We start from the raw sequence: 23,147 nt of genomic DNA on the forward strand, positions 1-23,147 counted from the left end.
GGGGTGGATCAATACTTTCTCTCTTTCGGTTGGAACCGCGTTATAGAAACCGGTTTAAAGTCGATCTTAGGTTCAGCTTTCCCTTTCGCTCCAGACCTGACACCGTCTGCCTTATAAATCAGTGTATGCTTGAGCCATTTTTTGTCGTCTCTCTTCGGGAAGTCTTCCCTGGAGTGAGCGCCCCTGGACTCTTCTCTTGCTAGGGCGCCGTAAATAATCGGCTCGGCGGTATCGATCAGGTTTCCAAGTTCGATCGCTTCCATGAGATCGGTGTTAAAAATTTTACCGTGATCGTCTATCGCGATGTCCTGATATCTTTCACGGAGAGTCCTTATTTCGGTGGTCATCTCTTTAAGATCTTTTTCGTTTCGGAAAATCCCGACCTTTTCCATCATCTTTTCCTGAAGCTCCACGCGGAGAGCGCCGACTCTTTCCTTTCCCCTGGAATTCATTATCCTGTCGATCTTCTCAAGCGAACGATCCGCTGCATCGGCCGGGAGAGGAGCTAACTCGGCGTCCTTAATGAAATTGGCGATGGCTTTTCCCCCTCTGCGTCCGAACACTATGAGGTCGAGAAGTGAATTAGTGCCGAGCCGGTTGGCGCCATGGACAGACACGCAGGCCGCTTCCCCAGCGGCGTATAGTCCGGGCACCACTGTGTTCTTTTTGTCTTTCGTTACTTCTGCATCTACCGTCGTCGGGATTCCGCCCATCGCGTAGTGACAGGTTGGTTGTATCGGGATGGGTTCTTTCGTGGGCTCCACGCCTAGATAAGTCCTGGCAAATCCCGTAATCTCCGGAAGCTTATCTTTGATGACCTCTTTTGACAGATGAGACACATCGAGGTGAACATAGTAAGTTCCGTCGCTTCCTTTGAACCCGCGGCCTTCCCTGATCTCGGTGAGAATCGCTCGCGATACCATGTCGCGCGGCGCAAGATCTTTCACAGTCGGGGCGTACCGTTCCATGAAGCGTTCGCCTTTGCTGTTCAGAAGTATTCCGCCTTCACCTCGCGCTGCCTCGGAGATTAAAATTCCGAGTTTCCAGAGACCGGTCGGATGGAATTGCACGAACTCCATGTCCTCAAGTGGAAGACCGTTGTTGTAGATGAAAGAAAATCCGTCCCCTGTCCCGACGTGAGCATTGGATGTTATCCTGTAGACTCTGCCGTAACCGCCGGTTGCCAGCATGACGGCTTTGGCATGGAAGACATGTACTTCACTTGTGGCAATATCGACGGCAACGATGCCGGAGCAAACTCCACCGCTCATCACCAGATCGGTGACGAAATATTCCGAGAAGAAGTGGACTTTCTGCTTGATGCAATTCTCATAGAGCGTATGGAGCATCACGTGCCCGGTCCTATCTGCCGAATAGCACGATCTACGAACGGCGACTCTTTTGGAATCCGGATCAGAAGGATTCTCGGGTCGTGTGTGTCCTCCGAAACGGCGTTGCGCGATCTTACCTTCATCGGTTCTTGAGAACGGCATTCCCATGTGCTCCAGCTCGATAACCGCCCTGATTGCGTCCTTAGTCATGATTTCTATAGCATCCTGGTCGCCGAGGTAATCGCTTCCCTTCACCGTGTCGAACATATGCCATTCCCAGCTGTCTTCCTCCTCGTTTCCGAGTGCGGCACCTATTCCACCTTGCGCGGCGCCCGTATGTGATCTGGTCGGAAAAACTTTTGAAAGGACGGCGCATGTAAATCCTTCCGGGACTTCAATGGCCGCGCGAAGGCCCGCTCCACCCGCTCCCACAATGATTACATCGTACTGATGCTTTACCATTCAGATTGCCTCTTCGATTTAGAAAGAAAGTATCGTGTTGACGCCGAGAACCCAGAAAGCAACTCCCGACATTATTATTATCCCGTATATCGTGAGACTGACGGCGGGTTTCATCTCATAGTCGCGGAAGATCCCCCACGTGCCGTTCAGTCCATGCCACAACCCGACAGTTATAAAAGTAAGGTCGAACATTTTCCAGAAGGGGTGATGCATTCTCTCAAGCACAGCAGCATATGAATGACCGCTCTCGGGATTTGCGTGCATGACAAAATAATGTGCGAGCAGGACGACTACGAGGAGGACTCCAGTAATTCTCTGGAGCACCCAACCTGGAGCGCCGCTGCCTCTAGAGCCCGAATGTTTATACATAGATCACCTCGATGAAGCAAACATGTTTGCGATTGGTTCACGGAACATCAGATATCCCATCGCGAAGAATAATATAATTCCGAGTATGTACACGGCTGACAAAATCTTCTTGTGGTACCTTGCACCGTTTGCCCAGTCCACGAGCACGATCCTGATCCCGTTGAAAGAATGATACAATACGAGGATGAAGAGAAGCCACTCGAGTATTCTGAAGACGGGAGACATGAATAGTTTCATCTCGTCGTCGAAAGCCTTCTCACCCTGGGTAAGCGTCGTCAACGCGTAGATGTGCAAAAATATGTACGCCGTCAATCCGAGTCCGGTAACGCGATGAAGAATCCACGCCCAGCTCCCGCTATGCTTGTAGTAATTCAGATTTGTCTTTAACCATCCCTCTGGTGGTTTGGGTTGGTAAGCCATGGTCATCTCCTATTGAAGATTAATGTACGAAATTTAAACAGGGGCGTGTTTTTATGCAATGTTAAAATCACAACACGCCCCATCCCTCCGTGAAAAAGTTGAGGTTTCTTGCTATTTTGTTTGCGGACGAAAGCGAATGGAACCGAAATCAGAGAACACCTGACCGATGTTTTGCGTTTAGTATTTGCGCCCATTTGTAAAACATCTCCGTCAAAGAGGTAAGGTGTGCTCGATCGGCCAATAAATGAACATCCAAATAAAATCTTAAATGAATACTATAAACGATTTCTTCGGACCAAACGCCGGCTACGTACTCGAGTTATACGATAGATTCCTGAGGGACCCTTCCTCAGTCGACGCCGTCACAAGAGATTTTTTCCGAAACTGGAAACCGGAGGGAGTTGAGACTCCTGTCATCGGCAACTGGGGAACGATTGTCGCAGCCGTGACTCTTGCCAGAAACCTGAGGCAGTCGGGTCATCTCGCCGCACATATCGATCCGCTCGGCTCACTCCCTTCGGGCGACGCGACATTGACTAAGGAGCATTACGGACTGACGGACGCTGTACTCGCAGAGCTCCCGGCAAGTGTGGTCGGTGGACCGCTGACAGAAGTAACCGGCTCTGCGCTGGAGGCGATCGGAGAGCTCGCGTCGATTTACATGTCAAGCATCGGTTTCGACTTCGAGCATGTTCATTCTCATGATGAAAGAGAATGGCTGCGCGACGTCATCGAGGGGAAACAGTTCATTCCCCCGAAGATGCCTTTCGACGACGAAGGGATTCTTGAAAAACTTACCGCGATCGAAGTCCTCGAACAATTTCTTCAGCGGTCGTTCCCGGGAAAATTCAGATTCTCGATCGAGGGCGTCGACATGCTTGTCCCCATGCTGAGCGAGCTGGTCGCACTCACTTCGAGGCTGTCGATGCGGTCGATCGTAATAGGAATGGCGCATCGTGGACGTTTGAACGTCCTTGCTCATATCCTGCAGCTTCCTTACCAGGCGATATTTGCGGAATTCAAGGATCCGGCCAGGAACAGGAATTCTCGTGCGGACCTCGACTGGACGGGAGACGTGAAATATCATAGAGGCGCATATAAGATACCGAGCACCGATTCGACGGAGGGACTGAGCATTTTCCTCGCGCCAAATCCAAGTCATCTCGAAGCCATCGGCCCCGTGATTGAAGGAATGGCACGCGCCGCGGGAACGTCTGTAGAGGGCGGTGGCAAACCCGGGTTCGATGCGGACGTAACGCTGCCGGTTCTTATCCACGGCGACGCTTCCTTCCCAGGCCAGGGAATTGTGGCAGAGACTCTGAACATGTCCAGGCTTGACGGGTATTCGACCGGCGGCACTATTCATATCATCACGAACAACCAACTCGGATACACGGCGGTGCCGCATGAAACGAGAAGCACCCGATACGCAAGCGATCTGGCAAAGGGATTCGAGGTCCCGGTCATTCATGTCAACGCCGATGATCCGGAAGCATGCATCGAGACGATAAGGATTGCGTCCGCATACCGTGCAAAGTTTCACAAAGATTTTTTGATCGACCTTGTCGGATACAGGCGTCACGGTCACAATGAGAGCGATGAGCCGACGTTCACTCAACCATTGATGTATGATCGGATCAATAAACTTCCGACGGTTCGGCAGAAATGGGCGGAGACCCTGGCCAGGCGGGGATTGATATCGCAAGCTAAGGCGGATGAACTCGTCGCTACAAACTTCGGGAAATTACAATCGGCATTGGCGTCGCTAGTCCCTGAAAACGCGCTAATTGAGCAGCGCGCCTCGGTTCCACCGTTCGGTGCGGCTAAGAAAGTCAAGACGAGCGTCGATGTTGATAAGCTGAGGAGCTTGAACGCAAAGCTTTTGTCGTTTCCTCAAGGCTTTTCCGTTCATCCGAAATTGGAACGAGTCGCCGAGAAGCGCAGACATGCCTTCGACAATCCCGACTCGGCTACCATCGATTGGGCCACAGCCGAAACGCTCGCCCTTGCTTCGGTCCTGGACCAGGGAATCCCTGTAAGGCTGACCGGCCAAGATTCGGACCGGGGTACATTCAGTCACAGGCATATTACCTATCACGATGTCGGGAACGGCAGTCAGTACACGCCACTTCAATCCATCACCGAATCTCAAGCCGCATTCGAGATCCACAACAGCCCGTTGACTGAGAACGCTGCAATCGGATTCGAGTACGGATACAATGTTCAAGAGCCAGAACGCCTCGTCATATGGGAGGCACAGTATGGAGATTTCATTAACAACGCACAGATCATGGTCGACGAATTTATAACATCGGCGCGGGCGAAATGGGGTCAGACTCCTTCTCTTGTTTTGCTCCTCCCCCACGCTTACGAAGGTCAGGGTCCCGATCATTCGAGCGGTAGGCTGGAACGTTTTCTCGAATTGGCAGCTGAAACAAACATAAGGATCGCTAACTGCACAACTGCCGCACAATATTTTCATCTTCTCAGGAGGCAAGCTCTTCTGCTGAAAACCGATCCGCTTCCTTTGATCGTAATGACACCCAAGGGACTTCTGAGGCATCCGCGCACTGCGTCCGTCCCTCGTGAACTGTTCGAGGGGAAATGGCAGCCAGTTATTGACGACCCGAAATCCGATTCGCTTACCAAGACCGCGGAACGCCTCATACTTTGCAGCGGAAAAATATTCGTCGATCTGATCGACAGCACATACAGGCAATCGAACGAATCGAACGCAATAATAAGAATTGAACAGCTCTATCCGTTCCCTGCGGAGGAACTGGAAGATCTTTTGACCAATTACCAGGGTATCAAGGAACTCAGATGGGTTCAGGAAGAGCCACTGAACATGGGTGCGTGGACATATGTGCAGCCTCGTCTCATCGAACTTGCGGGTGACGAGGTGCGAGTCACTTGCGTGGGACGTGAAGCGAATGCGAGTCCCGCCGAGGGATCCACCGCACTCCACGCCGCTCACCACGCGGAACTTGTCAGCAGAGCGTTTAAACTCGAAGGCAACATGGTACACGATACGACACTGAAATCCGAGGATAGCATATGAACACAAAGGATCTGGAGACGAGATGAAAAGCACGATAACCGTACCAACTCTCGGAGAGTCCGTGGTTGAAGCGAGGATTACCCGATGGTTGAAGAAAGAGGGCGACAGCGTCGAAATCGGCGACGGCCTCGTTGAGCTGGAGACTGAAAAAGTAAACGTCGATGTCTCAGCTCAATCGGCCGGAATTTTGAGCAGGATTTTGGTCGGCGAAGAACAAACTGTCCACATCGGAGACGTCATAGGAGAGATGGAGTCTTCACCGACGGCAGTGGTAGACACAACTGCCGAGAAAACCAAAAGCGAAGTGCTCCCTCAGGAAAAGGAGACAGATACAGCATCGCGTCCGATCGAAGAAGGAAGAGAACCGGAACTTCAAAGGCAGCAGCACGACAAGGCGACACCCGTGGCCAGGAAAGTTGCCGATTTGACCGGACTGAACGTATCGGAAGTCTCGGGAAGCGGGACAGGCGGGAGGGTTACGAAGCACGATGTAGAATCCTTTATTCGATCAAGGGATCGATCTCCGGAACCGGGCAACGGTAAATCGGCCGGCAACCAGCCGATATTTCACGGAAGAGACAGCCAGCGTCGTGAAGAGCGCATGAAGATGTCCCTTCGAAGAAAGACGATCGCGCGCAGGATGGTTGAAGCCCAACAGTCAGCTGCGATGCTTACAACATTTAACGAGATCGATATGAGCCGCGTAATGGAATTGAGAAAGAAGTACAAAGAGCGGTTCAACGAAAAATACGGGATTAACCTCGGCATCACTTCGTTTTTCGTGGAGGCGGCAGTCGGAGCATTGAAGGAATTCCCCCGCTTGAATGCCGAGATCGACGGCGACGACATTATCTACAAATACTACTACGACATCGGAGTCGCAATCGGCGCTGAGGAAGGACTGGTGGTGCCTGTAATTCGTGACGCGGAATCGCTATCGTTCGCGGAAATTGAATTGTCGATCAGAAACTTCGCAGATAAATCGAAGAACGGCACACTCACACTTGACGATCTTCGTGGCGGAACGTTCACGATAACGAACGGGGGAGTCTTCGGTTCGTTGATGAGCACTCCGATATTGAATCCGCCGCAGGTTGGGATCCTCGGTTTGCACAAAGTTGCTGACAGGGCCGTCGTTGAGGAAGGACAGGTCGTCGTGAAGCCTATGATGTACGTCGCGCTCACTTATGATCATAGAATTGTCGACGGCCGTGAGTCCGTGCAGTTTCTAACCAAGGTAAAGGAATTCATCGAAGACCCCGCTGCAATGGTGCTCGGCTAAGTCGAGACGATCGGTCGTTCTTCGCCTCTTATCCAGGCAGCGCTACATCTCTCAGGAACCCAGCACTCTCCTCCGGTAAGGCGGTGTTAACATACATTCCGCTTCCCAACTCAAACCCTGCGGTCTTTGTCACTCGCGGTATTATGGTCAGATACCAGTGAAAATACTCCACATGAAGCTCCCTGGTCGGAATTGACCTGATCGAGTAATTGTAGTCAGGATTTCGCAGTCCGTGATAAAGTTTCGCCAGGACTGTTCTCAAGCATCGCGCGAGGTCTTTCACCTCCACATCGGTTATCTCGTCGAATGACGATGCATGTCTCAGAGGAAATATCCATGTATGAAAGGGAGACAGCGCAGCATACGGAATGAACGCGACAAAATTTCTCGTCTGAAAGATTATTCTCTCTTTTGCTTTCAATTCGTCCTGGACGGTCCTGCAACACGCGCATTCCCCTGTGTCGTCAAAATACCTGATCGCTTCATCCATCCTTATCCTGACCTGCTGAGGCACGACAGGTGTCGCGACAAGCTGTGAATGCGGGTGAACGAGCGACGTCCCGGCACCTTCGCCATGGTTTTTAAAAATAATAATTGCCTCGACGCGGTCGTCTCTTCTTACGGTGCGGTATCTTTGCCGGTAGACTTTCAGGATGTCCGTAACCTGGTCGTCCGTCATGAGCGCCATGGTCATGTTGTGCGCCGGATGTTCCACAACGACCTCGTGAAACCCGACCGCTGTCATAGAACGATAGATGCCGTCTACTTTTCTTACCCTGTCACCAGATCCCGACAGGGCCGGAAATTTGTTCGCGATCACCCTGACACTCCACCCGTTGCCCGTCGAGACCCTGTAAGACTCGTCGAGAGTATACTTCTCATTCCCTGCACAGAACGGACAATCCGACACGTAATCCGGCATTCGAGGCCGCCGATCCTTCTCGCCGGCGAATTGATCCGGACGCTTTGACCTCTCTGGTGTGATGATTACCCACTCCCGGGTGATTACGTTTTGTCTAAGTTCCGCCATTGCTGCCTCCTGACTTTCGTTCTCGTCGGACCTCTCAAGGCGACGATTTCAGAAGAATATAATCACTAACCCCTCAAGAACTAACGACCTTCTCCGAGTTATCCGACTGATTTCTCTGAATCATTTCTTCAGTCTCGTCAGAACTGCTTCCCCCGTCAGTTCCCGCAGCGCGTCCGACGCGATCCACTTTGCGGACTTCGAATCCAACCGTTGAATTTCTTTTGCAGTCTTCACAGCGGCCCGGTTTAGCTTCAAGTTCCTCTTCCCTATCTGTCGAAGCGCCCAGTTGACTGCCTTCCTCACAAAATTCCTGTCGTCCGACGAACCGCGTTTGATGATCGGAAGAAATGAAAGAAAGAGTTTATCGTCAGCTTCTTTGTTATGCACAGCAAGTGCTGCCATGAGGACGAAACCCGCCCGTTTAACAAATTCTGCATCTTTCTTGCTCCACTCGATCACCTTCTTCGTTGCGAGTCTTGTCTCGTCGAAAAGACTGCTGCACACTTGATCGCAAACGTCCCAGGAGTCGAATGACTTCACCCACTTTTCCATCTGCGCGTTTGTAACCCGTTCGGGATCGTCGACGAATCCGGCCAGCAACCTCGCTTCATGAATCCCCGTCTCCCAGAGTTCGAGTGCCAGAGAATGATTGGTGCCGATCTTCCGGGCGACATCGCGTATGACAGGGATCGATACTCCGAGAGTGTTCGTTTTACTGATTCCAAATCGCGCCATGCCCGCCACATTTTCCGGACTTGAGAACCTCCTCAGGTAAGAAAGTATTTCACTCGCATTCGTCAAATCCATTTTCATTCCCCTAACCTGCACGTTCTTGGTTCAGCAAGAATATTTGACATTTGAAAACGGAAACATCTCAACATTCAAAAGTTAGTACATACAGGCGCATCGGACAATCAGACGCACGGTCGATGCAATTCATGTTAGCCCTTTAAACTTTTCATAAATGCTTGATTAGACCTCCGGTGAATGTTAACTTTTACCCCGACAAGTAATGAGCAGTCCTTATTGCCTAAGCGCACAGATATAAGATCCATCCTGATAATCGGGAGCGGTCCGATCGTAATCGGGCAGGCTTGTGAATTCGATTATTCCGGAACTCAGGCATGTAAAGTCCTCCGCAAACTCGGCTACAAAGTAATCCTCGTCAACAGTAATCCCGCGACCATCATGACAGATCCGGAACTTGCCGATGTCACGTACATCGAGCCGCTCACGCCTGAATTCGTTTCCAAAATTATTGTCAGAGAAAAACCCGACGCAGTCCTTCCCACGATGGGAGGTCAGACGGCGTTGAACATCGCCGTGAGTCTTGCAGAATCAGGCCTCTTGAAGGAGTATAATGTCGAGATGATCGGCGCTAATCTTGAAGCGATTAATAAGGCTGAAGACCGAGAGTTGTTCAAGAACACCGTTACTTCTGCCGGACTCGATGTGCCCCGGGGCGGATTTGTCAGGACAACGGAAGAAGCGATGGCAATCGTTGACCACGTGGGGTTCCCGGCGATAATCAGGCCGTCGTTCACACTGGGCGGCATGGGCGGCGGTGTAGCATACAATGTCGAGGAATACCGCGAAATTACAGAACATGGCCTATCAGTCAGCCCGATAAGCGAAATCCTGGTGGAAGAATCTGTTCTCGGTTGGAAGGAATTCGAGCTCGAAGTAATGAGAGACAAGAAGGACAATGTGGTCATTGTTTGTTCAATCGAGAATTTTGATCCGATGGGAGTCCACACCGGCGATTCGATAACCGTCGCGCCTGCACAGACACTGACCGATCGTGAATACCAGAAGATGAGAGATTGGGCAAAGAAGATAATCCGTGCGGTGGGAGTTGAGACCGGAGGATCGAACATACAATTTGCGGTCGATCCGCACAACGGGAGAATGGTTGTAATTGAGATGAACCCGCGGGTGTCGAGGTCCAGCGCCCTTGCATCGAAGGCAACGGGTTTCCCTATCGCGAAGATCGCGGCCATGCTCGCGGTCGGTTTCACGCTCGACGAGATTCCTAACGACATCACAAAGAAGACGCCCGCTTCTTTCGAGCCGGCAATAGATTACGTGGTCGTGAAGATTCCGCGGTGGGATTTTGAGAAGTTCAAGGGAGCCGACGATACGCTCGGTGTCCAGATGAAGTCCGTGGGCGAAGCTATGTCGATCGGAAGTACATTTAAAGAATCCCTGCAGAAAGCGCTGAGGTCATTGGAGCAGGGTCGTTTCGGACTTGGGAGTGACGGCAAAGATATTTACGATTTTTCACGGATGAAACCCGCAGCCCTGAACGAGGCCAAGCGAACGATCACAAATCGGCTCAAGAGACCCAAACCCGATAACATTTATTATCTCAGGTACGCCATGCAGGCCGGACTTTCGGTCGAAGAAATTCATGGGCTTACCAAAATCGATCTCTGGTTCCTTAAGAATCTGAAGGAGATCACAGATTTCGAACACGAACTCCGCGATGGATACTTCGTCGGGCCGTAAGGCTTATGAGAAAAAAGAAAATGGATTTTCGCGAAATAAATAGATGATGAAGAAGAAACAGCTTGACCGCGACACGCTGCTAAAAGCGAAGCAGCTCGGTTACTCCGACAGGCAGCTCGCCGACATATTTGGTAATACCGAATCGGCGATCCGCGAACTCAGGAAGAGGCTCGGAGTTGTGCCGGTTTACAAAACTGTCGATACGTGTTCCGCGGAATTCGAAGCTGAGACACCTTATCATTTTTCGACTTACCAGGAAGAAGATGAGGCGGTCCGCAGCGAAAAGAAGAAAGTGATAATTCTCGGAAGCGGACCCAACAGGATCGGCCAGGGTATCGAATTCGACTACTGTTGTGTACACGGAGTCATGGCTGCGCGTGAAGAGGGCTTCGAAGCAATTATGATCAACTGCAACCCCGAAACGGTCTCCACAGACTACGACACGGCAGACAAACTTTATTTTGAACCGCTGACTTTTGAAGACGTTATGAACGTGATTGAAGCTGAGCAGCCTCACGGCGTAATCGTGAGCTTTGGTGGGCAGACTCCTCTGAAACTCGCGAAACCACTTGAAGAGGCGGGCGTCAGGCTGCTCGGGACGAACTCAGAGGGAATTGATATAGCCGAAGATAGAAAGCGCTTTGGCGAGCTGTTAAGGAGATTGAAAATTCCCCATCCGGAATTCGGCACGGCTTATTCCGTCAATGAAGCGGTCGATGTGGCTTCGCTTATCAGATATCCCGTGCTCGTGCGGCCGTCTTACGTACTCGGCGGACGCGCGATGGAGATTTGCTACAATGAAGAATCGCTCAGCCATTACATGCAGACCGCAGCGGACGTTTCTCCCGACAAGCCGGTCCTTATCGATAGGTTTTTGGAAGACGCTTTCGAATTCGATGTCGACGCGGTTGCCGACGGAGACGACGTGGTGATCGGCGCGATCATGGAACACATCGAGGAAGCAGGGATTCATTCGGGTGACAGCGCAGCCGTTATTCCTCCGTATATGATTACCGAAAAGTGTCTGAAAGAGATCAAAGAATACACCGTCATGCTCGCAAAAGGTTTGAAGGTAGTCGGGCTGATGAATATCCAATTCGCGATGAAGGAAGATGTCGTTTATATTCTCGAGGTCAACCCTCGCGCCAGCAGGACCGTTCCGTTCGTCAGTAAAAGCATGGGGCTGCCGCTGGCAAAGATCGCCGCAAAGATCATGCTCGGAAAGAAGATCAAAGAGCTCAACCTCACTGGCGTGAACAACAACTTTCACCACATCGCGATTAAAGAAGCAGTGTTCCCGTTCAACAGGTTTTCCCGCGTGAAGGTATTCCTCGGACCGGAGATGCGTTCGACAGGGGAAGTGATGGGTATCGACTCCAACTTCGGTTCCGCTTACGCGAAATCGCAGGCCGCCGCCGGCAACCCCCTGCCGAAATCCGGAGGAGTTCTTTTCAGCGTGAACAACAACGATAAGAACAAGACGACACGCGATCTCGTCAAAGACTTCATCGACCTCGGATTCAGTATCATCGCAACAGAGGGAACGTCCAGATTCCTGACGGAAAACGGAATAGAGAACGAAAAAATATTCAAGGTTAGCGAAGGCAGGCCGAACATAGTCGATTACATAAAGAACGGCAAGATTCAATTCATCGTGAACACGCCGTACGGTGAAGAAGCGAGGTATGACGAATACGCGATCGGATGGGCCGCGATAGAACACAGAGTGTCGTTTGCCACGACTCTCTCCGCAGCATCGGCAGCGGTGAAGGCAATAAGAGAACTCCAGGCCGGCGAGATGGACGTCAAACCCCTTCAGGATTTTCACTCCACTCACTAACCCCCTGAACCGAAGAATTGCCTGTCTCTTCTCCCCCACAATTCTTATTTTTCATAAGCAATGAAGTCTCCATATTTCTTTCTCTTCATCCTGATTTTCATCGGAGAGTACGCGATAACGGATGCCCAGCCGAAAATATCGCGAATCAGGATCGTCGGTGCGGAGGCGTTCAGCGAAAACAACCTAACTGATAATTTCAAGCCTCTGGGTTATCAAATCGCCGATACCTCACGGATCAGCACCGGCATCTCGAACCTCGAGGAAGAATACTTCTCGCAAGGCTACTTCCTCATCAGGTTAGATTCCTCACGGATCCAGATAGACCCCGACTCATCGGAAGCAACCCTCATTCTGTTTCTGCACGAAGGTCCGCGGCTACTCGTCGGAGAAATCCTGACTGAAGGGAACGAGTTTTACAGCAGATCCGACTTGTTGAGCGATTTCAACACCATACCGGGCCGGACCTTCAACCAGGGCGAGCTCGAAGACGATATCAATTTTATCCTGAAGAAGTACAACGATAGCGGTTTCCCCCTTGCAAGGATCAGAATAGACAGTATATTTATTTACGGCGGCAATAATACGGATTCTCTCGGCGTTGCGTTGCGTATTGAAGAGGGAAAAAGAGTGAAGATTGAAGCCGTGCGCGTGGAAGGAAACACGAAGACTAAGGATTATGTTATCATTAGAGCGTTGAAAATCCCTGCGAATACTTATTACAGTGAAGATGAAATACAATCCGCCAGACAGCGTCTGCTCAAACTCGGTTTCTTTCAATCGGTCGACGAGCCGGAAATTTTTGCCAGCGGCGATACTACGGGGTTACTTGTGAAAGTTGCCGAAGGAAACACCAGTACATTTGATGGAGTAATCGGATACGTGCCGTCGCAGGTCGGACAATCAGGGTACTTTACAGGCATGATTGACATTTCAATATCAAATCTGTTCGGGACCGGTCGGAAATTCCGCGCGATGTGGCACCAGGAAACGAACCTCACACAAGAGCTTGAGGTCGGGTATGCCGAACCATACATATTTGATTCCCCGGTGAACGCGGAATTCGATTTTTCACAACGTCAGCAGGACACGACTTCAGTCACAAGAAATCTCGCAGCCACAGGCACGTTCACGTTCAGCGACAATTTCAACGCGAACCTTTCGGTCGGCAACTTATCGACCACTCCCCTTCTCAACGCGAACAACAACTACTTTGTTTACGAAAGCAGCATTCTGAATTTAGGTGCGGGGATAACATACGATACGCGGGATGATATCTACAGTCCGAGGTATGGCGTATTATACCAGACACAGTTTCAACTTGGACTGAAAAAGATTTATGGACCCGCTCAATTGATAAAGCAGAACACGAGACTCTCGAATTATACTCAACATCTAAGTGTGGATCTATCCTTCTTCCACGAACTGTTTCCGAGACAAATCGTTGCTCTGGGATTTCATGGCGCACAAGTTACCGGAACCGAGCTGGATCAGACGGATATGTACCGTCTCGGAGGCACCAATACTATACGAGGGTACATCGAGAATCAATTTATCGCCACCAGAGCCGCCTGGACAAGCATCGAATACAGGTTCGCGAGCGGGCGCGAATCCTATTTCTTCACCTTTCTGGACGCGGGATATATTTACCGACAAAGCGACCCGGTCGCCAACGTCCCCCAGATTATTCTCTCGGTCTATGGATATGGGGTCGGCGCGCAAGTCGAAACCGGAATAGGAATCCTGAAGGCAAGTTACGCACTGGGAAGAGGCGACTCGTTTGTCGAGGGAAAGATTCATTTCGGAATCGTGAACCAGTTTTGATACCAAATTGAAAATTAAATGAATGCATACCTGAGACTATCGAGAATCGGAAACGTAATCATCGCGTTCTTAAGCGTGGAATGCGCAGGCATATTGACTGGAGTAAACATCATTTCAAGCCTGCCGGTGTTTGCGGCCGCGATTGCCGCTTCATTAATAACGGCGGGAGGGAACGCGGTGAACGACCTGTACGATATCGACATTGACACAATCAACAGGCCTGAGCGGCCACTTGCTTCCGGAAGCCTGACCATAGTCGAGGCAAAGGCATTCTACATTGTGGTTACACTTGGCGGGCTCGTAATCTGCTTTTTCATCAACCTCAAAGTTCTCGCAATAGCTGTTGCAGCAGTTCTGCTAGTGTTTCTTTACAGTTTCAAATTCAAGAGAATGGTATTCGTCGGAAATTTCGTCGTCGCAATCGTCACCGGGCTGGCCTTTGTCTTTGGAGGTGCCGCGGTAAATAATTTCTCCGATGTTTACCCGGCAGCCATTTTCGCCTTCATCACAAATCTGATCCGCGAAATCATCAAAGATGCTGAAGATGTTAAGGGGGACGGGACAATCGGCATCCGAACCATTGCCACGAAGTTCGGAACACGAACTTCTGCCGGCATCTCGATCGCGCTGGCATTCGTACTTCTCGTTATGGTGAGTGGTGCTTACTTGCTTCACATCCTCCCGATACAGTTCCTCACTGTCTGCGGTTTGACGATCCTTCCGATAGGCGTCTACGTTACTTATCTTCTTATTTCGCGCCGGGGATTCTCCGAGGCAAGCTTCGGCTACAAACTCATGATGATCTTCGGTTTGATCGCCCTGATCGTCGGTAAAGTCTAGAACCTCCTCTAGTAATGAAATAGTAAAAGGAGATGTCATTAGATGAAGGCTCTTGTCTTCCCACTATTGTTGTTCTTCGGACTGATGGATGCGGATGCTCAGACTCCTCCCCCTTTGCGTCATGCGCCCGACAGAGAGTTCCATATGTCCAACATCGTACTGAACTTAAAATTCGATATTGCCGGCAAGACCGTCAGAGGTCAGGCAATAGAAACGATCATTCCGTTACGGGCCTCGTTGGACTCGCTTCATCTGGACGCGGTAGGTATGCAGATCGGCGGAGTCTCAATTGGCGGCAAAGCTGCGGGATACCGGTACGATGGCAGAATTCTGACCTTCGCACTCGACAAACACTACGGCCTGCAGGACAAAGTGACATTCACGATATCGTATTCCGCTCAACCATCACGCGGACTGTTTTTCATTTCGCCTGACAAGGCTTACCCTAAAAGAAATCCTGAAATTTGGAGCAATAATGAACCTGAAGACGCCCGGTACTGGTTCCCTTGCCACGATTATCCCGATGATTTCACGTCCAGCGAGATAATCGCGACAGTCCCGTCCAACTGGACCGTAATCTCAAACGGCGTCCTGAAGAGTACTGTTCCGTCTCCGAACGGACGGACTAAGAATTACGACTGGGTGGAATCTCAACCACATGTCGTCTATCTGATTTCCATTGTCGCGGGGATATTCAACTCGTTCCAGAGCAGCTACGGGAATATTCCGATTTACTATTATTCCGATCCATCTTTCCGAAACCAGATCAAGCAGAATCTTTCTGCCATGCCTGACATCCTGAAATTTTACTCCGACATCACCGGGCAGCAGTACCCATGGGAAAAACTCGCACTGACGACCGTTACCGATTTCACATGGGGCGGCGAGGAAAATGTTTCCGCCATCACCCTGACGGACCGAACGCTCCATGACGCGAACTCGGAACCTCAGGTGTCGAGTGTTGGTCTCATCGCGCACGAGACCGCGCACCAGTGGTTCGGAGATCTCCTGACCACGCGCAACTGGAACAACATATGGCTCAACGAAGGGTTTGCAACTTACTTCGAGGCACTCTACCGCGAACACGCTTACGGCGAATCTGAGTTTCAATTCGAGATGAGTCAAAATCATGCGGACGTTATCAAGGCAGACGACATTGAACGCCGTCCTACTGTGTATGATCGATATTATGATCCGGTCGAAATGTTCGGCGCATACGTTTACCCTCGCGGGGCTTCGGTGCTTCACATGCTAAGGTTCGTTCTGGGTGACGATGAGTTCGACAAAGCCATCCAACATTACGTCGCCGAGTTCACGCACAGTAACGTGGACACTCGCGATTTTTCAAACTCTGTCCGCGAAGCGACAGGCATTAACGTCGACCAATTCTTCAATGAATGGCTGTACATGGGCGGCCATCCTGATTTCAGAATAAGCTATCAATACGTCCCCACTGCACACAACTTGCTCCTTCACGTCGAGCAGACTCAAAAGGTCGACAGTCTCACGCCAGTGTACCATACGCCTGTAAACATTTACATAGTTACGCCGACAACCAAGGAAACAAAACGAATAACCATCGACTCAACTTCCGGTACCTTTTCAATTCCGGTGCCCGACAAACCGTTGATGGTCAATTTCGACGAAGGTCATTGGCTGCTTGACGAGGTTGATTTCAAAAAAACAATTGACGAGCTGGCTTACCAGCTTCAAAACGATCCTGATGTTGCAGGAAGGATCTGGGCAGCCCATCAACTCTCTGGCTCCAGCGATCAGGATGCGGAATCTTATATCATCTCCGGATTAACCCACGACTCTTTCTGGGGAGTCCGAGAGGAGTGCGCGAAGCTTCTTGGAAATTATTCAAATGAAGATTCGAAGAACTCGCTGGCGTCAGCCACTGACGACCGGGACAGTCGGGTCGCGACTGCGGCAATCCGGTCGCTTGGTAGATTCAAAAAGGACAAAAGTATCGAAAGACTCCTCACTCATATCTTCTATTCAAGGGCAAATTACTTTGTGAGGGCCGCCGCGGTCACGTCGCTCATCGATGTGGATTCGACGAAATCTGTTCATGTGCTGTACACGGCGCTGGACAGGAATTCATACAACGAGGTCCTGCGGACAGCAGCATTGAACGCGATGGCGAAAGCAAGACCTGCAATGGCTTATCGGATCGCAATGAATTATTCAAAGTACGGTCAGCCGGGAAATCTCAGGACTGCGGGCATTGCCGTGTTGGCAAAGCTGGATCAGGACAAGGATCAAACGATATCGGTCCTGACAAAATATTTGAAGGATCCGTATATCTGGGTCCGCGCAAGCGCGATAAACGCGCTAGGGAAAATCGGAGACAAAACAGTGCTCCCTCTTCTGGAGCAATGTGTAAAAAATGAGCCGGACGGCCGTCTCGTAGAGATGGCGAGGCGAGCTATGGAAACGATCACAAAAAGAAAAAGTTGACAAGTCCATTCGCGTCACAGGCGGACACCTCTGGATTTACCTTTGCCTAAGAGAGCAAATGCTGACCTGCGCGAAAAATGGGAAGCGTGAAATTCCGGGGTTGTAACCTGTAACGATTCTTCCACATCCCCGTATTTCAGTCGAAGAGATGGAGGAGCACATTGAATAACGCACTACAAGTTGTTGTCACAACCCTGACCCTCTTGCCCCAAGTTGCAGCCGCCGTTTCCGATTCCACAAACGCAACCAAGTACGTCATCAAAGCCGCGAAAATTCAGGGCGATATCTCCCTCACAGGGAAACTCTCGGATCCAAGGTGGGCACACGCCTCACCCGTTCATCTCGGATTCGAAGTGCAACCCGGCGACAACCTCCCTGCCACACAAAGAACTGACGTGCGTGTCCTTTACAATGATGAGACCTTGTATCTGGGGTTCATGTGTCATGATACAGACCCGAGCCGGATCAGAGCGCACATTGCAGACCGCGACAATATGTTCGATGACGACTACGTCGGAGTCATACTCGATACTTACTCAGATCACCAGCGAGCATACGAATTCTTCGCAAATCCATACGGCATACAAGGCGACGGCATTCGAGATGCGAACAACGAGGATATGAGCTGGGATGCAGTCTGGCATACGGCAAGTTCGATTATCGACAGCGGGTATATTGTCGAGATGGCGATCCCTTTCAAAAGCATCCGGTTCCCCGCACTGCCGATCGAGAATTGGAATCTGGATTTCCTGCGAAATCTGCCGCGGCAAAGCCGCTATCAGTATTCCTGGGTCAGACTTGATTTGAATGACCCATGCCTATTGTGCCAGGGCGGAACTCTCGAAGGACTGACGAGCATAGATCCGGCGGGGACATTCGGACTACTTCCATATGCAATGGCCCTAAAGAGCGATGGAAAAAGTGATCCCTCCGATCCAAACTCATCCTTTAGCAACGGTCGAGTCACGGGAAGACTCGGACTTGGGATTCAATACAATCCTAATCCGAGTCTCACAATCGAAGGAGTAGGAAATCCCGATTTCAGCCAGGTGGAATCCGATGCGGCACAGATAAGCGTCAACTCTTCATTCGCGCTCTTTTATCCGGAAAAGCGGCCGTTCTTCATGGAAGGTAACGATTTGCTGACGACCAAGACGCAAGCGTACTATTCACGCATGATAAACAATCCGTTGGGAGGAATGAAGCTCATGGAGAACAGCGGCGGATTTTCTCTCGGATACATTGGCGCCGAGGATAGGAACACACCTTTCATCGTAGCGGGCGAAGAAGCCAGCAGCACGTTAGCGAGTTCACATCAATCAGTCTCAAACATCCTCAGAGGAAAATACAATTTTGGGAATCAATCATTCGTTGGCTTTCTGGGAACGGCAAGGAATTTTTACAACGCACATAACTATGTCGAAGGCGTGGACTGGAATTATTTTTTCAGCGGCAATTATACGTTCGATGGGCAGGTGCTCTATTCCAACACTAAGGAACTAAACGATACCAATCTCATATCCGACACGTCGCATTTCGGAAGCACGAGATTCACTCGCGCTTTTGACGGCGAGGAATACGGAGGCATGGGATCGGTCGTGGAATTCCGCAGGGATGCGAGAATCTACAGCTTCCGCCTGACATACCGAGACTTCTCACCCACATTCCAGGCCCAGAACGGATTCGTGTTTCAGAACGACCTCCGAACTCTGGACATGGACCACAATGTGGAGTTTTATCCGAACACCGCTCTGATCGACTGGTGGGTCTTCGATGTAGAATCCTTCCTGCACTTCAATTATGACAACAAGCGAAAAGAGCGCTGGATCGTCCCCACTGTCGTCGCTCAACTGAAAGGGCAAACGCAGCTCCAGGCAACTTACTTACTTTTGAATGATGAGCTCTTCCGGTCCGTTGATTTTAGAGGCGTACATCGCTGGATCTTCAATATGTACGCGCGACCCTTCAGCGCAGTAACGTGCAGTCTCAACGTGCAAACCGGCAGGTTCATCTATCGCGCCGACACTGCGAGGCTCGGCACAGGGTATAACATCTCGGCCGAATTAGTTCTCAAGCCCACTGACAGATTATCTCTAACCGCCGACTACTCAGTGTCAAAACTTTTGGACATCGTCGGCGGGACTCTTTTTTATGATGGATATATCGGAAGACTTTCGACGATCTACCAAATCAACAAACGAATCTTCATAAGATTGATCGGACAGTACGACCAATTCAACCAGGCAATTGAGATCGATCCGCTTTTCAGTTATAAGCTTAATCCGTTCACAATCTTTTACGCCGGCTCAACACACAGCCTGACGGACTACGGTGAACCGTTTGGGATCGAACAGACATCGCGAGAGTTCTTCATTAAACTGCAATATCTCCTGAGGGATTAGGGGAATATCCCTAACCTGATTTCCGGAAAATCAGGCCTGTCCGTAGTTCGGCGGAACGACCCACCATGCGATAAGATACGTCACGACGACTGGGAACACTCCCGTTATGAAGCAAAGGAAAATGAGACCGAGCCGCACCAGCGTGGGATCTACATCGAGCATTTCTGCGACACCGCCACAGAGACCTGCAATCTTCTTTTCGCGCATCGACCTGTAGAACTTCTTCATGACTCCATCTCCTTTCATATGAAAGACGACGCATCGTTAACGCGTTAGTTACAACAGATTTTATGACGGGAAACTACATGAGCTGCATGAGCGCGCCGCGCACAAACCATTCCCGGGCTTACGTTTTGCAGACTTCAATAAGAGATATCCTAAGGGCGGGTTAATCACTCTCTCTGAGAGAGCGATATTTCTTCAGCTTGCCTTCGACAACGGCTGCAAGCATATCCGGGTCGACCGGTTTTGTGAGGTAGTCATCCACACCAAGCTGAATGCCCGTGCGGACAAAGAAACTCTCATGCATTCCACTCATCAGGATAAACGGGACCTTCTTCAGGTGCGGCACCTTCTGCACTTTCTCAAAGAAGGAGAATCCGTCACCTTCAGTTCCGGAAAACATGACATCGGAAATGATGAGATCGACGTGAGTGGTCTCGAGAAGTTTCAGACCATCTGACGGGCTGAGTTTGGTCAAAACGCTGTAGCCATATCCTTCCAGGACGGCGCGGACAGTCTCGAGAAACGACGGCTCGTCGTCCACCACCAATATTACAGCTTTCATTACCGCGCGCTGGAAAGCAGCGAGAATATGCGGCTCGAGTTTTGTCGACTCCTCCTGTGTTATCTGGAACCGATGCTTCAAATCCTCCAGGGCGCTCTGGTCGTTCGGTTTGATCTTCCCTTTTCTAATTTCCTTCTCGACTTCCGTCACATAAACCTGGAGCCTGATATCGCTTTCGCTTTCAAGATGGTCCTCAAAAGTAAGACCAAGCACATCTCGTAACTGCATTAATTCCCTTGCCAGCTCCGGAGTTACGGGCGGTGTTGCCCACGCTTCGCGCAACCTCGTCATGTATAATCGGAGCTTCTCCTCACGTGTGTCGGGAAGCTTAACGCCAAGGAGTTTCAGCCGCTCTTCATAGTCAGCTTCAGCTATGGACTTTGCGTCAAGGATCCGCTTCTCAAGCTCTTTGTCCATCTCTCCACGAAGGTGGTATCTTCTCTCGTCGAGTTTCTTTTGCTCCTCCTCGACAACCTTCTTCCGATCGCCTTCGATTCGTGACTGATGCTCTTTGAGCTCTCTTTCTATTCTACTTTCTACCTTTTCGCGTTCGGCGGCGAGTTCCGACGAGAGCTTGTCCCTGTATTCCAATTCGAGTTGTCTCCGAAGCTCAGATTGTTTCTGCTCGAACTCCCTCCGCTCGTTGTGCCTCAGTTCGTCTAGCCGTTTGTCCAACTCCGACTGGGTCTGTTGTTCCAGCTTCCGGTAACGGTCTTCGTAAGTCCTTTCAATTTCCCTTTGACGATATTCTCGTTCTTCTTCAATTCTCCGCTGGTTTGCCGCGAGCTTTTCCTCGTATTCCCTCTGAAGCCTTTGACGGATCACCTCCGTGTGTTGGTCGCTCTCCTTTTCCTTTTCCACAACGCCGCTGGCTTTCATCTTTTCAACTTCCGTCGAGACTCTCTTATCGAGTTCCGCTTCCATTTGCCTACGGCTATCCTCTATGGCCGTGCGCTCCTTGTCGAGAAGGCTCTTCTTTTCCCTTACTGCGGATTCCTTCAATTCGAGCATGGATTTTTCGTAGAGGGCGCTCATTTCGGAACGCGTCTCTTCTTCGGCCTTCTTCCTTTCTGAAGCAAGTTGCTGCCTGTAAGTGGCCTCCATTTTGCCGATTTCCATCTCGAATTTTTCTTTAGACTGCTTCTCGAGCTCTCTCCTGAATTTCTCTTTTTCCTTCTCGAGGTTTGCAATCAGAGATGCTCGTTCTGCTTCCTGCCACTCGCGTTCCTTCTTTAGGGCTTCGGCGATTCGCTGCTCGGCTTTCCTGATTTCATCTGTGAAACGTTTATTGTACTCGCTCTCAAGTCTCTGCTCGATCTCGGCACGTATGGCCGATTCGCCAAGGACTTCCTTCGCAAGTTCAGGCGGCTTCACCTGGGGAGCTTGGGCGGGAGTCTCTACGATGACTTCTGGTTTGGTTTCCAGTTCTTCTGGAGTGGGAGGTGCTTCTGCAGCCGCTGCAGTCTTCAGTGCTGCTGATTCAAGGGCTGTTCTGCGTTCTTCCAAAGCTAGCGCATAAACGTTGTTCGGATCAATTGCCCTGACAGCGTCTAATTCCTCTCTGGCATCAACGTATTTCCCCTCTTTGATGAATTTGTCGGCAAGACGCAAATGAGACGCGATCTCTTGCCGTGCATTCTCGGAGGCTGTTGGTGCCGAAGATTTGATGTTCTGAGTTTTTTTGAACAGCATTATGGCTCCGGAAGATCTAGAAACAAGTTATTAAAGGGAACCTTCATTAGCAATAAGCCAAGAACCCCCTTCCGGGTAGAATTCCCCCTGCGTACAAAAAATCGAGCCGCTAACCGACTGAAGTGAGTGCCGGTTTTACTCCTGTTCACCCGCATGGTGTTTGATGACCTTCGCGTCGACAAGGAACACTACATCTTCAGCGATGTTCGTCGCATGGTCGGCTACGCGCTCTGTATGCTTGAGTGCTACAATAAGGTGCGCGCCCGGCTCAACCAGGCCGGAGTCCTTTTTCATCTCGCCCACTACAAAATGAAACTTGTCCCTGTTCATGTCGTCGACGACATCGTCCTCTTTGCAGACACGCCGGGCCAATTCCGCGTCGCCATGGATGAAAGAATCGAGGCTGTCATGAACCATACTTCTGGCCACATCGCCCATTTCCAGAATTGCGGTTCGCCGGACGAAATCTTGAAAGTTAAGAAGCGGTTCGACTCGCTGCGCTATGTTCACCGCCACGTCGCCGATTCGTTCGAGTTCATGGTTCATTTTAATTGCAGATACAACAAGCCTAAGATCAGCTGCGACGGGCTGTTCAAGTGCTATTATATCGTCAACCTGCTGATCAAGCAGGTTATCGAAATCGTTGACCTTTTTTTCATTCTCATACACCTTCTTGACCGCCTCCATGTCACTGTCATGCAGCGCCCGGAAAGCGCGCTCCAGCTGACTGTCAACAAGGCTTCCCATCTTGATCAGGTTCGACCGCAAGTCTTCAAGCTGATCTTCAAAATGTCTATGCATTCTCCTCACTCCGTTCTGACGATTTACTATTTCTTGTC

General features: G+C 50.6%; 16 protein-coding genes. 8 read left to right on the plus strand and 8 right to left on the minus strand.

Going from position 1 to position 23,147, the window contains the following annotated elements:
- Positions 1-8 precede the first annotated feature (8 nt).
- From sdhA to sdhC, 3 genes are read right to left on the minus strand one after another with little or no spacing between them, the layout of a single operon-like run.
- The gene (sdhA, locus tag VIS48_01040) at positions 9-1,793 is read right to left on the minus strand and encodes a succinate dehydrogenase flavoprotein subunit (protein ID HEY9164725.1); all 1,785 of its coding nucleotides are present in this window, start codon (positions 1,791-1,793) and stop codon (positions 9-11) included.
- A gap of 18 nt (positions 1,794-1,811) precedes the next feature.
- On the minus strand, positions 1,812-2,162 hold the full coding sequence (gene sdhD / locus VIS48_01045; GenBank protein HEY9164726.1) for a succinate dehydrogenase, hydrophobic membrane anchor protein: 351 nt from the start codon (positions 2,160-2,162) through the stop codon (positions 1,812-1,814).
- A 3-nt stretch (positions 2,163-2,165) separates the two neighbouring features.
- Positions 2,166-2,582: a succinate dehydrogenase, cytochrome b556 subunit gene (sdhC, locus tag VIS48_01050; GenBank protein HEY9164727.1), complete on the minus strand. Its 417-nt coding sequence runs from the start codon at positions 2,580-2,582 to the stop codon at positions 2,166-2,168.
- Between the two features lie 268 nt (positions 2,583-2,850).
- Between sdhC and VIS48_01055 the strand changes: the two genes are divergently transcribed.
- Positions 2,851-5,643 carry a 2-oxoglutarate dehydrogenase E1 component gene (locus VIS48_01055; GenBank protein ID HEY9164728.1) on the plus strand — a complete coding sequence of 931 codons (2,793 nt, stop codon included), beginning with the start codon at positions 2,851-2,853 and terminating at the stop codon, positions 5,641-5,643.
- Between the two features lie 22 nt (positions 5,644-5,665).
- Positions 5,666-6,925 (plus strand): 2-oxoglutarate dehydrogenase complex dihydrolipoyllysine-residue succinyltransferase, encoded by a 1,260-nt coding sequence (gene odhB, locus VIS48_01060; GenBank protein ID HEY9164729.1) that lies wholly within the window; start codon positions 5,666-5,668, stop codon positions 6,923-6,925.
- Positions 6,926-6,953: 28 nt separating this feature from the next.
- Here the strand turns inward: odhB and galT are convergent, their stop codons facing one another.
- Positions 6,954-7,955, minus strand: coding sequence for a galactose-1-phosphate uridylyltransferase (gene galT / locus VIS48_01065; GenBank protein ID HEY9164730.1), 1,002 nt, complete (start codon positions 7,953-7,955; stop codon positions 6,954-6,956).
- A gap of 120 nt (positions 7,956-8,075) precedes the next feature.
- A complete protein-coding gene (locus VIS48_01070) occupies positions 8,076-8,762 on the minus strand; it encodes a DNA alkylation repair protein (protein HEY9164731.1) in 687 nt (228 codons plus the stop codon).
- A 219-nt stretch (positions 8,763-8,981) separates the two neighbouring features.
- On the opposite strand from VIS48_01070, the gene carB (VIS48_01075) reads away from it, so the two are divergent.
- The 6 genes from carB (VIS48_01075) (at position 8,982) to VIS48_01100 (ending at position 19,829) form a co-directional block, all read left to right on the plus strand.
- A complete protein-coding gene (carB, locus tag VIS48_01075) occupies positions 8,982-10,463 on the plus strand; it encodes a carbamoyl-phosphate synthase large subunit (GenBank protein ID HEY9164732.1) in 1,482 nt (493 codons plus the stop codon).
- Between the two features lie 43 nt (positions 10,464-10,506).
- Positions 10,507-12,303 carry a carbamoyl-phosphate synthase large subunit gene (gene carB, locus VIS48_01080; protein HEY9164733.1) on the plus strand — a complete coding sequence of 599 codons (1,797 nt, stop codon included), beginning with the start codon at positions 10,507-10,509 and terminating at the stop codon, positions 12,301-12,303.
- Between the two features lie 60 nt (positions 12,304-12,363).
- Positions 12,364-14,124: a POTRA domain-containing protein gene (locus VIS48_01085; GenBank protein HEY9164734.1), complete on the plus strand. Its 1,761-nt coding sequence runs from the start codon at positions 12,364-12,366 to the stop codon at positions 14,122-14,124.
- 18 nt (positions 14,125-14,142) lie between these two features.
- Positions 14,143-14,964 carry a geranylgeranylglycerol-phosphate geranylgeranyltransferase gene (locus tag VIS48_01090; GenBank protein HEY9164735.1) on the plus strand — a complete coding sequence of 274 codons (822 nt, stop codon included), beginning with the start codon at positions 14,143-14,145 and terminating at the stop codon, positions 14,962-14,964.
- A 42-nt stretch (positions 14,965-15,006) separates the two neighbouring features.
- Positions 15,007-17,427, plus strand: a complete 2,421-nt coding sequence (locus tag VIS48_01095) for a M1 family aminopeptidase (GenBank protein HEY9164736.1) — start codon at positions 15,007-15,009, stop codon at positions 17,425-17,427.
- Positions 17,428-17,588: 161 nt separating this feature from the next.
- Positions 17,589-19,829 (plus strand): DUF5916 domain-containing protein, encoded by a 2,241-nt coding sequence (locus VIS48_01100; GenBank protein ID HEY9164737.1) that lies wholly within the window; start codon positions 17,589-17,591, stop codon positions 19,827-19,829.
- Positions 19,830-19,859: 30 nt separating this feature from the next.
- On the opposite strand, the gene VIS48_01105 is transcribed toward VIS48_01100, so the two are convergent.
- The 3 genes from VIS48_01105 to phoU all read right to left on the minus strand — a co-directional run bounded on the left by VIS48_01105 (position 19,860) and on the right by phoU (position 23,109).
- Positions 19,860-20,057 (minus strand): PspC domain-containing protein, encoded by a 198-nt coding sequence (locus VIS48_01105; GenBank protein HEY9164738.1) that lies wholly within the window; start codon positions 20,055-20,057, stop codon positions 19,860-19,862.
- A gap of 160 nt (positions 20,058-20,217) precedes the next feature.
- On the minus strand, positions 20,218-22,308 hold the full coding sequence (locus tag VIS48_01110) for a response regulator (protein ID HEY9164739.1): 2,091 nt from the start codon (positions 22,306-22,308) through the stop codon (positions 20,218-20,220).
- A gap of 135 nt (positions 22,309-22,443) precedes the next feature.
- Positions 22,444-23,109: a phosphate signaling complex protein PhoU gene (gene phoU, locus VIS48_01115; protein HEY9164740.1), complete on the minus strand. Its 666-nt coding sequence runs from the start codon at positions 23,107-23,109 to the stop codon at positions 22,444-22,446.
- Positions 23,110-23,147 lie beyond the last annotated feature (38 nt).

The organism is Candidatus Kryptoniota bacterium (assembly GCA_036567965.1).
Taxonomy (GTDB): domain Bacteria; phylum Bacteroidota; class Ignavibacteria; order Kryptoniales; family JAKASW01; genus JAKASW01.

Coding starts and splice junctions, on each gene's coding strand:
- VIS48_01095 (HEY9164736.1), top strand. CDS start 15,007: ATGAAGGCTCTTGTCTTCCCACTATTGTTGTTCTTCGGACTGATGGAT.
- galT (HEY9164730.1), bottom strand. CDS start 7,955: ATGGCGGAACTTAGACAAAACGTAATCACCCGGGAGTGGGTAATCATC.
- VIS48_01105 (HEY9164738.1), bottom strand. CDS start 20,057: ATGAAGAAGTTCTACAGGTCGATGCGCGAAAAGAAGATTGCAGGTCTC.
- sdhD (HEY9164726.1), bottom strand. CDS start 2,162: ATGTATAAACATTCGGGCTCTAGAGGCAGCGGCGCTCCAGGTTGGGTG.
- sdhA (HEY9164725.1), bottom strand. CDS start 1,793: ATGGTAAAGCATCAGTACGATGTAATCATTGTGGGAGCGGGTGGAGCG.
- sdhC (HEY9164727.1), bottom strand. CDS start 2,582: ATGGCTTACCAACCCAAACCACCAGAGGGATGGTTAAAGACAAATCTG.
- phoU (HEY9164740.1), bottom strand. CDS start 23,109: ATGCATAGACATTTTGAAGATCAGCTTGAAGACTTGCGGTCGAACCTG.
- carB (HEY9164733.1), top strand. CDS start 10,507: ATGATGAAGAAGAAACAGCTTGACCGCGACACGCTGCTAAAAGCGAAG.
- VIS48_01085 (HEY9164734.1), top strand. CDS start 12,364: ATGAAGTCTCCATATTTCTTTCTCTTCATCCTGATTTTCATCGGAGAG.
- VIS48_01110 (HEY9164739.1), bottom strand. CDS start 22,308: ATGCTGTTCAAAAAAACTCAGAACATCAAATCTTCGGCACCAACAGCC.
- VIS48_01055 (HEY9164728.1), top strand. CDS start 2,851: ATGAATACTATAAACGATTTCTTCGGACCAAACGCCGGCTACGTACTC.
- VIS48_01070 (HEY9164731.1), bottom strand. CDS start 8,762: ATGGATTTGACGAATGCGAGTGAAATACTTTCTTACCTGAGGAGGTTC.
- odhB (HEY9164729.1), top strand. CDS start 5,666: ATGAAAAGCACGATAACCGTACCAACTCTCGGAGAGTCCGTGGTTGAA.
- VIS48_01090 (HEY9164735.1), top strand. CDS start 14,143: ATGAATGCATACCTGAGACTATCGAGAATCGGAAACGTAATCATCGCG.